The organism is Planktothrix sp. (assembly GCF_046067725.1).
Taxonomy (GTDB): domain Bacteria; phylum Cyanobacteriota; class Cyanobacteriia; order Cyanobacteriales; family Microcoleaceae; genus Planktothrix.
On record NZ_JBJUDF010000220.1, the window covers coordinates 1 to 14,493 of the forward strand.

The 14,493-nt window shown below is 37.8% G+C and carries 9 protein-coding genes; 2 read left to right on the plus strand and 7 right to left on the minus strand.

Annotated features, from left to right (window positions below):
* Positions 1-257: 257 nt before the first annotated feature.
* Positions 258-2,468 (plus strand): O-linked N-acetylglucosamine transferase, SPINDLY family protein, encoded by a 2,211-nt coding sequence (locus ACKPEB_RS13450; protein ID WP_408967602.1) that lies wholly within the window; start codon positions 258-260, stop codon positions 2,466-2,468.
* 45 nt (positions 2,469-2,513) lie between these two features.
* Here the strand turns inward: ACKPEB_RS13450 and ACKPEB_RS13455 are convergent, their stop codons facing one another.
* The 7 genes from ACKPEB_RS13455 to ACKPEB_RS13485 form a co-directional block, all read right to left on the minus strand.
* Positions 2,514-4,082: a hypothetical protein gene (locus ACKPEB_RS13455; protein WP_408965438.1), complete on the minus strand. Its 1,569-nt coding sequence runs from the start codon at positions 4,080-4,082 to the stop codon at positions 2,514-2,516.
* Positions 4,083-4,126: 44 nt separating this feature from the next.
* Positions 4,127-7,927 carry an FkbM family methyltransferase gene (locus tag ACKPEB_RS13460; RefSeq protein ID WP_408965439.1) on the minus strand — a complete coding sequence of 1,267 codons (3,801 nt, stop codon included), beginning with the start codon at positions 7,925-7,927 and terminating at the stop codon, positions 4,127-4,129.
* A 226-nt stretch (positions 7,928-8,153) separates the two neighbouring features.
* The gene (locus tag ACKPEB_RS13465; RefSeq protein ID WP_408965440.1) at positions 8,154-8,579 is read right to left on the minus strand and encodes a tetratricopeptide repeat protein; all 426 of its coding nucleotides are present in this window, start codon (positions 8,577-8,579) and stop codon (positions 8,154-8,156) included.
* Positions 8,580-8,649: 70 nt separating this feature from the next.
* The gene (locus tag ACKPEB_RS13470; protein ID WP_408965441.1) at positions 8,650-9,405 is read right to left on the minus strand and encodes a Uma2 family endonuclease; all 756 of its coding nucleotides are present in this window, start codon (positions 9,403-9,405) and stop codon (positions 8,650-8,652) included.
* A gap of 69 nt (positions 9,406-9,474) precedes the next feature.
* On the minus strand, positions 9,475-10,557 hold the full coding sequence (locus ACKPEB_RS13475) for an acyl-CoA dehydrogenase family protein (RefSeq protein ID WP_408965442.1): 1,083 nt from the start codon (positions 10,555-10,557) through the stop codon (positions 9,475-9,477).
* A 345-nt stretch (positions 10,558-10,902) separates the two neighbouring features.
* A complete protein-coding gene (locus tag ACKPEB_RS13480; RefSeq protein ID WP_408965443.1) occupies positions 10,903-12,021 on the minus strand; it encodes an AbrB family transcriptional regulator in 1,119 nt (372 codons plus the stop codon).
* 36 nt (positions 12,022-12,057) lie between these two features.
* A complete protein-coding gene (locus ACKPEB_RS13485; protein ID WP_408965444.1) occupies positions 12,058-12,519 on the minus strand; it encodes a peroxiredoxin in 462 nt (153 codons plus the stop codon).
* 154 nt (positions 12,520-12,673) lie between these two features.
* Here ACKPEB_RS13485 and ACKPEB_RS13490 point away from each other — a divergent pair, with 154 nt between their 5' ends.
* Positions 12,674-14,239, plus strand: coding sequence for a B12-binding domain-containing radical SAM protein (locus ACKPEB_RS13490; RefSeq protein ID WP_408965445.1), 1,566 nt, complete (start codon positions 12,674-12,676; stop codon positions 14,237-14,239).
* Positions 14,240-14,493: the final 254 nt, after the last annotated feature.

The window sequence follows — 14,493 nt, forward strand, 5'->3', positions numbered from 1 at the left end:
GAAGCTCAAACCACTAGCACGGTCTTGTGTGAAAGTAAAACAACCGATATTACTGCCTTTGGTAGTGTATCACTTTGTGATGGTACGAACTGGACATTTGTTAAGTAGTGAAAACTCTAACATGGTTTGAAAATTGGTGTCTAGTACCATTATATTAGTCAATTCAGATTAGGTAGCGTTTTTGGCGCTACCTATTTTGTTCCTCGATCTTTTTGAAATTTTCGCATTACAATGGGCTTATGTTAGAAGAGTGCAACGTGGAAAGTTTCAGGGTTAACAATTTAGGCTATGAATCTCTGGTCAAGGGAGATTATAGTAAAGCGGCTAATTTCTATGAACAGAAGATTACTACAGAACCTCAAATAAAAACTAACTATTGGTATCTAGGTTTAGTTTTTCTGTTACAGGGACAAGAAACCGAAGCTCAAACAACTTGGCTGATCGGGATGGGAGATGGAGAAGCAGAAGATATAGAAATTTGGACAGTTGAATTAAATCAAGTTTTAGAGAATGAAGCGCAACGAAGAGAAACCTTAGAGGACTATTCTGTAGCTTGGGCAATTCGGCAACATATTCGAGAGCTTAACCCTTCCGATATTATCAATCTCTTTCATGTGATTGAACTTTCGATCCATTTGAAGATGGATGTTGGCGAAGAACTAACTTCTTTAGGGTTGATTGATCTTTTAAATGAAGAACCAGCGAGTGAAGTAGATACTCAGCAGTTACTTGAACTATTGCCTAAAATTCTCGATTATATTCCTCTACATCCGGCAACATTAACATTGACTGAGGCTTGTTTAGCCCATATCCCCAACCCCAATGATTTAATTCCGATTTTGCTCAAATTTGTTTATGACACAGCCTATCTTAGGGGTCAACAAAGATGGGCAATTAAGTTTATTGAGTTAGGATTACGCATTGCTCCCTTAGAACCTGAACTTTTACGAGCTATTTCTTCATTCTATGCAGAGATTAGTGAACATACTAAAGCAATTGAATCCGCTAAATTAGCTTATTCTTTAGTTACGCACTTGCCAGAAAAAATCTTTGATAATCACATGATTTTACGAGGCTTAATGAGTGCAGGTGGCTATTGGGAGGAAGCAGAATCAAGAATTAAAGAGCATAAACATCTCATTGAAAAGTTACTCGAAGAATATCCAACTAATCTGGGTTCAGGTGCTCACATTCTTCGTTTATATAATGCAACATTCTTTTTCAATTATATTCAGGATAAGCCCCAAGAAAATGCCCAGCTTCGTAACCGTTTGTCACGATTCTGCCAAACTAATATTGAAATTGACTGCGCTGAAGAAGTGGAGCGATATCGCCAGCGAGCCAGATCAACTTCTCGACAACACTCATCTAAAAAGCTAAAAATTGGATATATTTCCCATTGCTTAAGAAAACATTCGGTTGGCTGGTTAGCACGAGGATTATTTCAATATCATAATCGAGAAAATTTTGAGCTTTATGCTTATATTATTGGCCCTAAAGAAACATCGGATTCCTTAGAAGGTTGGTACATTAATCAAGTTTCAAAAGCTTATAAAGTAGGACTAGGAGGTTTAGAAGTTGCAGAACAAATCTATGAAGATGAGATTGATATTTTAGTTGATCTTGATAGTATCACCTTGAATAGCACGTGTGGATTTATGTCTCTCAAGCCTGCTCCCATTCAAGTGACTTGGTTGGGTTGGGACGCATCAGGAGTTCCTGCTATAGATTATTTTATTGCTGATCCTTATGTTTTACCAAAGTCTGCACAGGAATACTATCAAGAAACAATTTGGCGTCTTCCTCAAACCTATATTGCTATTGATGGATTTGATGTAGGGGTTCCTACTCTGAGACGGGATCAATTAAATATTCCAACGGATGCAGTGGTTTTTTATAGTGGTCAACGGGGATTTAAACATAATCCTCAAACCGCGCATTTACACATGAAAATTATCAAGGAAGTACCCAATAGCTACTTTATTATTAAAGGTTGGGGTTCTGAGGAATCATTAAACAGATTCTTCATTGATATTGCAGAACAGGAAGGTGTGAATCCAGATCGCTTGCGATTTTTACCCGGAGTGGCAACAGAAGAAATCCATCGTGCTAATTTAGGCATTGTAGATGTTGTCTTGGATACTTATCATTATAATGGTGCAACAACAACAATGGAAACATTGTGGATGGGAATTCCTTTAGTTGCACGAGTGGGTGAACAGTTTTCGAGTCGCAATAGCTACGGAATGATGATCAATGCCGGGATTACCGAAGGGATTGCCTGGACAGATCAAGAATATCTAGATTGGGGTATTAAGTTAGGAACTGATGAACATTTACGCCAACATATTTCGTGGAAATTGAAAAAAAATCGGCAAACTGCACCTTTGTGGAATGCTAAACAATTTACAGTTGAAATGGAAAAAGCTTATGAACAAATGTGGCAACGATATTTAGACAGCCATTAGTTGACAAAAACCCTGCTATACTTAGATCTATTCATTAATCTAAAATTACCAGTTTAAACAATCCAGGGAATAGCAGGGGAGTTGGTCAGCTTTACTTTCTGCGATCGCTGTTTGGTCTTCATTTTCTAATTGAATCCGACCCAAAAGTCTAGGAAGTAAAACTGACCATTGGTTAGAATTTCCTTGACCAATCAACGTAATTTCTAAGTGTTCCGATCCAAGAGAAACTTCCCCCTCCATTAAAAGATCCATCACCACACTCGATAAAATTAAATTAGCTTCTTCATCCGTTTTATTTCGATTATCCAGTAATAATGTGATGTCCAGAGCATCCGGGTGATTGGCGAGGGTTTGAAGTATCTGTTTTAGCTCTAAACTTAAAGAGCGTTCAGGTAGAGACCAATCGGGGAAAATAACAAGATTAATTTTCCTTAAAGGTAAATTAATCGTTTGCTCTAAGGACTGCTGAGACGTTTCAAAAAAACCATTTTTGGCGTTTTGATATGCAGAAATCGTTTCTAAAAATCGTAATGCTGTCGGAACTGGGCTGTAATGATTGATAGCCCACTGGCGTCCTTCAGTAGAAATTTGCTCTAAAATATTGGGTTCACTGATAATTCGATCAATCGTGTCTTGTGGATGTTCTAAATCAATCCCAATATAATGTCGCCAATTTTCGGGGATAACAGGCAGATCAATACCATATTTATCAAAGTCTACATGGAAAGTAACACATCCAGCAGCTAAAGATTCCCAAAATCTCCAACTATCCCACCATTCTACTAAGAATTCTCCTGAGTTATTATAGGGAATAACACAGCCTGCAAAACCAGCACAAGCCACTGATTCTTTTAATCGCTTGTAATATTGAGGATGATGCCTTTTTCCTGTTTGTTCCCACTGCAAGGCATGGTAGCTATCAGAAGGCGGTTGATCAAATTGATCTATTCGATCATCAATATTAAGAACTCGTTGAAAGAGAGGAATAATCTGTTGTTTTGAGATCCGTCGGACGGGATTTTCAAAGACCAATAATCCGCTATTTAAAAATGAAAACCCAGCTTCAAATTTGAACCAACTTCTCGTTGTTATTATCTGATCTTGCTCTACTCTAAAGTTAAAGATGATAGAAGACTGTCGTTCTTGAAATTGAGGGTAGTCTTGAGTTTGTTCAATGATGCGGTTTGACAAACCAAAAACCCAAGAAACGCAGTTTTCAGGATGTTTTGACCTTTTATTATAGTGAGTTCTAAATCGTAGGTCAAACTGTTCTAATGGTGGATTCCAAATGGTTAAACCATCCATCTCATCTAGGTAAACTGTTATGTATTGTCTACCTGGGTGAAAAAAGTTTTCAGGAAAATCACCTTTACTATGTAGCCATTTTGTGTCTAAGACAACAATAGAGCAGTCATCAGGAGTGATCTCAGGGTTATGCTCAAATAAATATTCATCAGGATGCTCAGAAAGCTTCCAATAATTAATATTAGAATAAAAAGGTACTCCTAGTTCTTTAAAGCCTTCTGCCAAACAAATACTTAAATGGGAAAAGCTGTCTTCATAAAGGTAAAAAAATACAGGTCGCTTTAAAATCAAGTGTTGATTAATGTTCATCAGAAAACTCCTCATTGATGAATAAATTTTAAGGTTGATTATGATCAATCATCAGTTTTCAATGGCAAGGATAAATTTCTGACTTGGGTTAAAGAATAAGAACTGAGCTTTTCTCCCTGAACTTGGAGCAAGGCTTCTTGATTTTCATGTTCTAAGATAATTCGACCTTGCAGACGAGAATGTAAAGCTGACCACTGGGCTGAACTGATGTTCCCGATGAAAGCAATAGTTAAACTTTCATCAAGCTCTACATTTTCTTCCATCAGTAGATTCATAATCACACTAGATAAGGTTAAATTCGCCTCTTCATCTGTTAGAGGGTGATGATCAATCAGTAATGTAATCTGATGCTTGTTCGGATGAGAGGCAATTTCTCGAATCACATCTGCTAATTCAGCATATAGTATTTCTTCGGGCTGATTCCAATCTGGAAAAATAATAAGATTTGTTGTTTTTAAGGGTAAACGCAGCAACGTTGCATTGATTAACGCCTGACTAACAACATTCCCCATATTTGACCATGAAAACTTTTTCGATTGTTGTAGCCCAGCCTGAATTAATTTCTGACGAACTTGGGGTTTTTGCACCTCACAAAGAGCATTAGCGAGTTCATTAATATCATCGTCATTGACGTAAATTGCAGCTTCTCCAGCAACTTCTGGAAGTGAAGCATTGGGACAAGTAATTACTGGACAACCGCAAGCTAAAGCTTCTGCTACAGGCATTCCAAACCCTTCGTATTTGGAGGGGTAAACCAGTGCCGTTGCTCCTGAATAAGCGAGTCTGAGTTCATCATCGGAGAGTTGTAGGGGATGAACAACACAACCTGAAGTAAAAGCTCGGTACTGTTCAGCCAGTAGATAGCCACTACCTGTTGTCACAATGTCAAAGCCTTGTTTACTTTGGAGTTGGGAAAAAGCTTGAAAAAATAAAATGGCATTTTTATAGTTACTGCCTGCTCCGACTAAGAGAAAGTAAGGTTTTTGAATTCCATACTTAATTTTAAATTGATGAATTTCTTCGGCTGTTGCTGGAGAAAAAACACTTGAAATACCGCAGTGAGCAACAGTTACAGGTGCATTAATCTCTGGAAAATATTTGACCAAATCAGTTGCTGTATTTTCTGAAATCGCTATATAAGCTGACCCATGACGGATGCCATGATGTTTTTCTCGCCACATCGGCTCGTTAAGATTTCCACCCAAAACTTCAGGAATCATGTCATAAGCCATAAATACTGAGGGGGTTGAAATGGGAGTCGTGTAGTAAGTTGAGATAAATAAATCTGCTCCTTCTTCATCACAAACCTGCTGAAGAATTTGCCGATCATTAGCGGTGTTTGCATAGTCATAAGCAGGGATTGTCCGATACCAAAGCCCAGGTATTTTGGGGATAGTTCCGTTGCGATCTAAAATTACGAGATGACGACCAAAACCGTTATTGGCCCATTCCTCAAATAAGGAACGCCAAACCCTTGCAATTCCGGTATTATACATTTGGAAAAACACACCATCAATCAAGATTTTAGGTGATAATTGTTCGTAATGTGAAGGTAAAGTTTTTGAACCTTCAAGCTTCCGAAATTTCCAAGTTTCTGTCTGACGGTCTCGATAAACAATCGGAGTTATACCATAGGCTGTTGCAGTATTGACTTGAGTTTGATCTTGTACCCAAGCAAAATACTCCCGCAGAAATACAGGAAATTGAGTGGCGGATTGTAAATTCTGCCATTGTGCTAGTGCATTTTGATAGCCATAATATTCTTCTTTAAATTGCAATTGTTCTGGCATAATATAGGCAAAATGTTGAAAGACTAAGCCTTTTTGTTCAGTTTCATGATGTAAAAAAGGATTAACGGCTGCTACATTTTGCTGTTGACCATCGGGTAAAGTTTCTACTAAAATCGGCGGTTCATGGGCAGCCCAAACCATGCCCGGTTTAAATCGCCAAGTTCTTAACCAATCTTGTTGAGGATTTTGTGTATAGCAATTACGAGTGCTGATCAGTAAATTTTCTCCCACAAAATACCAACACCAGTAAAACGCTGCGGTTTTTTCAGGATGATTAACAAAGGTTTGACGCGCGGTATGGATTTGTTCTACTGTCCAGAGTTCATCGACATCAATTTGCCATAATAAACATTCTTCTTGGATATTAGGGAGAGGAGCATTTACCATTTCTTTTTTCCCATCCCAAAAAATACCTTCTGGTTTGCGGTAAATTGTAATATTGTCTGGATATTGTTGAGCCAGTTTATCTAAATACTCTGACGTTCCATCTTTACTTCGTCCCTGTTTATGAAACTGATCTGTTAGTTTACCTCCCAGTTTTAAGCTCCAAGAAGTATCATGTTTTAAGTCAGCAACTCCTTCAATAATATGCCAGTGCCATTTAAAATTTAACTGGTTAAAAATATCAATATGATACTGAATAAACGGTTCACCATTTAAAACAATAGTAAAGAAATGAATCGGTAGTTGTGGAAAAGCAATATAATTTTCATAGAAAGAGTTAGAACCCGTAACCTGCTCACCGATTTCTCCGTTTCCTTGAATGCGATGACACTCATAGGCGTTTTCAATTAACAGATCAAACACAGTTTGAGCATTACGGTTTAATCCTTCTAGCATTTTTTGAGAAATTTCAAATTGGATAAATCGAATAGATTGATTTCTCAATAAATCATTAGCACCTAGCAGAACATCACTTTCTGCACCTTCTACATCAATTTTTAAATAATCTATGAGTTGGATGTTATTTTTTTGGCAAAATGAGTCAAGAGTAATGGCTTCTAAAACTTCTGTTCTAACAATAGGAACATATTCTCTACTGTTATTAGGGTCAGGCATTCGAGGAATACCAATGCTATTCCATACAGAATATTCATCGGGAAATTCATTAAATTCAATCGATTGATTAGCTGAAAAGACAACTTTTTGATGAGCATAAACATTATGACATTTATTTTCTTCTAATCGCCTTACTAAATTTTGAAAGGTGTTAGAAGTTGGTTCAAAGGAATATACTTTTCCTGAATTGCCTACCCGTTGACTGCATAATATAGAATAATCTCCAAGATTAGCTCCGACATCAAAAACAGTCATTCCTGAATTGACTATTTTTTGGATCAGTAATTGTTCGGATTTTTCAGTTTCAAAAGAAAACATTTTTTTTCTGAAAATAGCATATCCATTGCGAAGATTATGATTCTTAGCAACAAGAGTATATTGAGGATCATCTATGAGTTGATGATAGTTATTATAGTTTTTAAAAGTGTTAATATCATCTAATAAAATAATTTTTGCACCGTATACTTCTCTCAACTCACTGGTTCCTGTAAATTCCGAACCATCGATCAAAACAATATCAAAATAATCTATATTATATTCTTGTTTTATTTTTTCTATCCCATTAGTTTCAACCTGAGACGCTTGAACATATTCAATATCTTGTTTAAGCCAGTCCAAAACTTGCTCTACAGGATAATAATTTAATCCAGTTTCTTGTTGATTATAAAAATTAATAACCTCGGTTTCATCAGGAAATTTTTCTAAAGAAACAGAGGAGACATTATAACATTTAACAAACTCGTCTTTTTCATATCTCTTTTTTAATTGCTCAAACCGTATTTGAGAAACTTCCATACAAAATAAATTGGGTCGGTTTGGATTATTCCGAATTCCTGTGACAAAAGCTTCTGTACTACCTTCGCCTGATGATGAACCGATCTCTAAAATAAATTTTAGATTTTCTTCCTGAGCAATTTTTTGAATATAATCATAAAACTCATCGTTTTTAATTTCAGGAAAGATTATAGAATTTAAACTTGAATTTTGATCAAACATTATTTAATCCTCCAAATCTACATCAACTATATTTTTTATTTTGAATATCCGTAACCAGTTACCGCAATTAATTAACTGGCTAATATGTGTTTATAAAGCACATTTTCATTTTGCTAAACCCCGTTGCTTAAAGTAGGTTTCTAAATTTTCTAAAAGTTCCAAATCAACCCATCGAGATGTTACAGTATTAACGATCATAACGGCTGTAAAATAATCCTTACTGGATTTATTTTTGATTGGCTGGTTTTAATTGAGCTAATAACTGTTGATAATCTTGACGCTCAGGATATAATTTTACTAATTTTTCTAACGGTTCAATAGCACCTTGAATATTATTTTGTTCTAGTCGAACCTTGAGTAACCCTTCCAACGCTGTTGGGTTATTAGGTTCTCGTTTGAGTACAGTTTCATAGCCTTTTTCTTGTTTCGTTAATAAAGTGATTGCTGATTGTTCTTCTGTGGGTTGAGTAGGTTGGGGTTGGGGATCAAAAATACCTTTAAAAACTTTTCCTAACCCAAAGATACTGGTTCCCAAAAAAGACACCATTGATAGAAGAAGCACAATTTTTTGTATCTTCTTCGAGCGTTCCAGTCGGCGCATCCGCTGTGTCCCATATTGCCTTTCTAAAGATTGCTTTTCGGCGGGATTCATTGTTAATACCTTCCTCGGTTTCTTAATCAGCTAACTTTAATCACCTATTTTCAGAATACCCTGTTTGTTCTCAAAAGTGATCAGAACCGGATTCGGGTAATTCACCGAATTGTTGACGGTAGCGGTTGAGTAAAATTTCTAACTCTTGGGAACGTTGTTGAGCTTCTTGAGCTTGGCGTTGAGCTTCCTGGGCTTTTTGTGCAGATAATTCATCAACTGTAGGCAGAATTTCACCCTCGGAAGTTGCCCATCTTAACCATACTGTTTCAACTGTCTTGTAAACACCTGACCATCGCAGTAATGATAAGTCTAATTGTTGACTAAATAGCTGATTGAATTGATCAGGAAAGATGGGTTCATAACTACCATTAATTAAGGTAAAGCCAGCCCAGTCATCAGGATTAAAAGGATCAAACCAGAAATATTCAGGAACTCGAACTTGATTTTGATAGATGAGTTTTTTCTTGGTTTTATCTTCAGTCGCGGTACTGGGTGATAATAGTTCAATAATCACATCCGGGGCTTTTCCTTCTTCCCAAACAACCCAGCTTTTTCGTTCTTTTTTGGGAACACCTAATACTGCAAAAAAATCCGGGCCTTTGAAGTCTTGGTTCCGCACTTGGGCTAAACTAAAATAGAGGAACATATTCCCACCCACATAACCCTCTTCCCGTTGTTCTAACCAAGGAATTAACTGATCAATCAGTAAATCCATTTGCAGTTTATGGCGCTGGGTTTCCATGGGGACTCCATCGTCAAAAGGAAGTTCATCTTGGGTGGGTGGTAATATCACTCCAAAGGGGAGAGGTTCTTGAGGAGGTGACATGGATTTCAATTAATCTATTGATTAATGATTTTTACAGCATTATATCACAACTATTTAGAAAGATTCATCTCAGTCTATTTCTCTACAGTTCTTAATTCGTTCTAATGTAGCAACCATTAATTCGGTTGTTTGACCTGAAACCGTAAAAACTAACGCTTCTCGATAGATTCTCTGGGCGGAATGGCTGTTTAAATTTGCCGCACCACTGGAGACCGTGACCGCAGCATGGGCACAACGCATGGCTAATTCTATCGCCCAGGCGCGCAGTTTATATTTTTCGGAATTCTTCAAAGTTTGGGGATTGTTTTGAACCCAAAAGATTTGAGAGCGACATTGATTCAGTTCTTGATTTAAGGCATTAAAAGCTTCTTGAATAAAAGAAAGTTCGGTTTTGTAAAAGGCAGTTTCCACAATATCTAATCCGGCTCTCGCACAACCGAACGCTAAAAAACTAGCGTGTAAAACTTTGGTTTTATCGTTATTTTGTATCCAACCAACAGGATGAATAGAAATAACTTTTTCTTGAGGTAAAAACCATTGGGTCAAGGTGGCTGTTACCGTATTAGTAGAAGTCATAGCACAGAGTAACATGGGAAAACTTAATGCTATTTTACTTTCTCCTATTTTTTGTTCTGAAAAGGGGACTAACCCCCAAACAGATTGACCATCCGGTAAGGTGGCTGCGACTATAAATTCTTCAAAAATTCCCCATCCCGTTACCCAAGGAACAATACCATTGAGTTGATAGCCTCCCGTTACCGGAATAGCAGTTATTGAAGGATTTCCTAATCGTCTTAAGTGGGAAAACCCGACTCCTATTTTAGCTATTCCATGACTCATGCGGGGTAAATATTCTGCTTGTAATTGAGCATTAGAACTTTGAATTAACATCCCAGCAGCACTTTGATGTTGGGTTTGTAAAAACGCTAACGCTCCTGAATAACGGGCGATTAATTCTTGGAATTTAAAAAAGGTTTCTGCATCGAGTTGTGGCCCTCCCCAACGTTGGGGAATTCTTAATCCTAAAATTCCTAATTCTCCTAATCCATTTAAGGCTTGATGTAGGGATTTTGAACACCCATCAATTTGATTGGCATAGGGTGAAACTTGTTGTTTTAAGTAGAATTCTGTTTGTTGTAGTAATTCAGACACAAATTTTTACGAAAGGAGGGATTTTAGGGATGCCTGCATAAATTGTGCATTTTGTCAATCCCCCTATTTTTGGGGTGATCGTTTTTGTCTAAAATTCGAGCATCGCAGAGTCACAATTTGGGGTGAAACTCAAAAGATTTTACGAAAGTATAAGGGTTTCAGACTTAATTTTGGGCAATAGACACAATAATCCCTTGGGCGGTGTTTTCCTGATTGTACCAGAACCGCTATAATCTCGTCAACCATTTGATAATTATTTTCAATAAAATATTGGAATTTGCTGACATTATTTTGAAAAATAAAATTATATAGCTATAAATATTTAAAATACTTATATAATTCTCGTTAAATGGGTTTCGGATTTTTAATCAATAGATTGCCAAACCAAGGGCTAATTAATAATATTAATAACATTCGAGTCATTTGCATCGCTAAGACTATTCCAGCGTCTCCACCCAGTTGAATTACGGTTGCGATCATGGCGGTAATACCTCCGGGTGTTGAACCCAAGATAGCCGTCATGGTATCAACTTGAGTAATTTGGTGAAAAATATAACCGGCTCCTAAACACAAAAGAATTAAAATTAGAACTAAAACAATTTCGATTAAAACTGCTTTCCACAGTTTCTTGGCATTATTCCAATCAAATTTTAATCCAATGGAAAACCCGACAAATAATAACCCAATGGTAAAAACCAAGGGAGGTACTTGAATAGAATAAGGCAGTGTCCAGAAGAGAATTAAACTGATTAAAAACGGCCCAAAGAATAAGGAGGAAGGCAGGCGTAATTTTTCCCCTAAAACAATGCCTAATCCGCCGCCAATGACTAACAGGGAAAGGTTGAAAACAAGAGGTAAACTCGGTGTATTTTGAGTAGAGACGGAGACGAGAGAATGAACCATCACCTCCCCTGAAAACCAGTAACCGACAAGGGTAGGAACAAGAACAGCAACTAATAAAATTCGCAGATATTGTAATAAGGCAACCGCGATCGCATCTGCCCCCATTGCCTCACCCATGGCAATTAAACTGTAACTCGCCCCAGGAACACAACTTAAGAACCCCGTCGCCCGATCAAGATTCCCCCAGCGCCCTAATAAATAGCCATTCAAGACACTCATTCCCCCAGTAATCACAATACAAATCATCAGGGGAAAAGCGTAGGTTTTCATTAACCCTAAAGTCTGGAGGGAAAACCCGGTAGCTGTTGCGATCGCCACAATTGCTTGACCCACAATAAAAAAGATCGAGGGTAAAGGTTGGGGTTTACCGTGAAATGCGGCATAAAAGATGCCAGCTATCATCGGGCCAATCAACCATGGGACAGGAATGTGCAACTCATTGAATAAATAGCCAAAGCCCACAGCCAGCATAAACTGAGGGACTAAGTAGGCAAGTCGGGGTAAAGTTCGAGATAACTCTTGCCGGAAGTGGGTGAGGCTGTTTTGATTGTCTATATTCATCAACTCAAAGCGATCGCTAGTCTTGGGGATTGAAGCTTAAGAAACCGAAATGGTTTTCAGGGTAGTTAAAGCTTCCTCAACGTGACGCTGGAACTCTAACATCGAGTCAAATAAATGTCGCACCACACCCTCTTGATCAATAACATAGGTGACACGACCGGGGAGAATCCATAGGGTCGCCGGAACTCCATAAAGTTGACGGACTTTATTTTCCGTATCGCTCAATAAAATAAAGGGAAGATCGTATTTTTTGACAAACTGTTGATGGGATTGGGTCGTGTCGGAACTAATCCCAATTACTTCTGCACCTGCCTCTTTAAAGACTTGATAACTATCTCGAAACGCGCAAGCTTCCTTTGTACAACCGGGAGTATCGTCTTTGGGATAAAAATAAAGGACAACGGATTTTTTCCCCTGGAAATCCTTGAGACTAACTGATTCGCCCGTTTGCGAAGTTAAGGTAAAATCAGGAGCCATATCTCCGACTTGAACGGCCATAGTGGTAATAACCTTGTATGATTTGGTGAAATGTTAACGTTTGTTATGATAGCGCGGACAGACTCACTCGGCTACCCAAGGAGGATGGGTCAGGGAGAATTTAGCAAATTGAGATCCTACGTTAACATTTTAACTCACAATTACCCTTTTTTCCATGAAAACATTATTAATTTATCCTGAATTTCCTCCTACGTTTTGGTCGTATGAAAAAATTCTTGAATTAGTCAATCGTAAAGTCTTATTACCCCCCTTGGGATTAATCACCGTCGCAGCCATATTGCCTCAAACTTGGGAATTTAAACTGGTTGATCGCAATATTACGACTGTAACAGAAGCGGAATGGAACTGGGCAGAATTAGTCATTCTTTCGGGAATGATTGTCCAGAAATCGGATTTTATCGCTCAAATTCAAGAAGCAAAAAAACGCGGAAAATTAGTCGCAGTTGGTGGCCCCTACCCCACGTCTGTTCCCCATGAAATTGAAAGTGCTGGGGCAGATTTTCTGATTTTAGATGAAGGAGAAATCACCCTTCCTTTGTTTGTTGAAGCCATTGAGAGAGGCGAAACTTCCGGGGTATTTAGAACAACCGAAAAACCCGATGTTACCTCAACTCCAATTCCCCGTTATGACTTATTAGAATTAGACGCTTATGATTCCATGTCCGTGCAGTTTTCACGAGGATGTCCGTTTCAATGTGAATTCTGCGACATTATTGTATTGTATGGTCGAAAACCCCGCACCAAAACCCCTGAACAATTATTAAAGGAATTAGATTATCTCTATGAACTGGGATGGCGACGGGGCGTGTTCATGGTGGATGATAATTTTATTGGCAATAAACGCAATGTCAAGTTATTGTTAAAAGCCCTGAAAGTTTGGCAAGCCGAACATCAATATCCCTTCCGGTTTAATACAGAAGCTTCTGTAGACTTAGCCGATGATGCCGAATTAATGGAATTGATGGTACAATGTAATTTTGATGCGGTGTTTTTAGGGATTGAAACCCCCGATACCAGTAGTTTAGAACTCACCAAAAAATATCAAAATAACCGCAGTCCCTTATTAGAAGCCGTTGATAAAATTATCCGCGCGGGGTTACGTCCAATGGCAGGATTTATTTTAGGGTTTGATGGGGAAAAACCGGGTGCAGGTTCTCGAATTATTGACTTTGTAGAACAAGCCGCCATTCCGACTGCTTTATTTAGTATGTTACAAGCCTTACCGAATACGGCGTTATGGAATCGTTTAGAAACAGAAGGACGGTTAATTAATCCCAAAAAGTTTGATATTAACCAAACCACCTTAATTAACTTTATTCCGACTCGTCCCGTTGAAGAAATTGCCGAAGAATATATTGAAACCTTCTGGCAACTTTATGATCCTGAACGGTATTTAGAACGAACTTATCGCTGTTTCTTAAAATTAGGTGCACCTCAATGTCATCCTCCCGCTAAATTTCCCAGTTTAGTTGATTTAAAAGCCTTAGCAATTGTGATTTGGCGACAAGGATTTAAACGGAAAACTCGATGGAAATTTTGGTTATATTTGTTCAGCATTATCAAACAAAATCCTGGGGTTTGGGAACATTATTTAACCTTATGCGCCCATAATGAACATTTCTTAGAATATCGGCAAATTGTTAAAACAGAAATTGAACGACAGTTAGCCGAATATAAAGCTCAAAAAGCCCAACTTTCAACTCAAGTTCTAGTGTCCTAAATTCGGTAAAATTTACATTCGATAGGGGGTGAGTCAGCTAAACTGATTCACCCCCCTATATTTAAAAAAGTTAATTAAGGGTAAATCCATCCACAATATAGCGCTACGGATGACGGTTAGGACATTTTTAAACTCTAAAACCCTTTCAATTCTTACTGTTCCCAGTTAAGCTGTTCCCTGTTCCCTTGCGCGTAGCACTATAACTGAATTTTTAGAAAAATAAGGATTTTTTAATCTTTTCTTTAAATTTATTT

Coding starts and splice junctions, on each gene's coding strand:
- ACKPEB_RS13485 (WP_408965444.1), bottom strand. CDS start 12,519: ATGGCCGTTCAAGTCGGAGATATGGCTCCTGATTTTACCTTAACTTCG.
- ACKPEB_RS13470 (WP_408965441.1), bottom strand. CDS start 9,405: ATGTCACCTCCTCAAGAACCTCTCCCCTTTGGAGTGATATTACCACCC.
- ACKPEB_RS13460 (WP_408965439.1), bottom strand. CDS start 7,927: ATGTTTGATCAAAATTCAAGTTTAAATTCTATAATCTTTCCTGAAATT.
- ACKPEB_RS13455 (WP_408965438.1), bottom strand. CDS start 4,082: ATGAACATTAATCAACACTTGATTTTAAAGCGACCTGTATTTTTTTAC.
- ACKPEB_RS13480 (WP_408965443.1), bottom strand. CDS start 12,021: ATGAATATAGACAATCAAAACAGCCTCACCCACTTCCGGCAAGAGTTA.
- ACKPEB_RS13490 (WP_408965445.1), top strand. CDS start 12,674: ATGAAAACATTATTAATTTATCCTGAATTTCCTCCTACGTTTTGGTCG.
- ACKPEB_RS13465 (WP_408965440.1), bottom strand. CDS start 8,579: ATGAATCCCGCCGAAAAGCAATCTTTAGAAAGGCAATATGGGACACAG.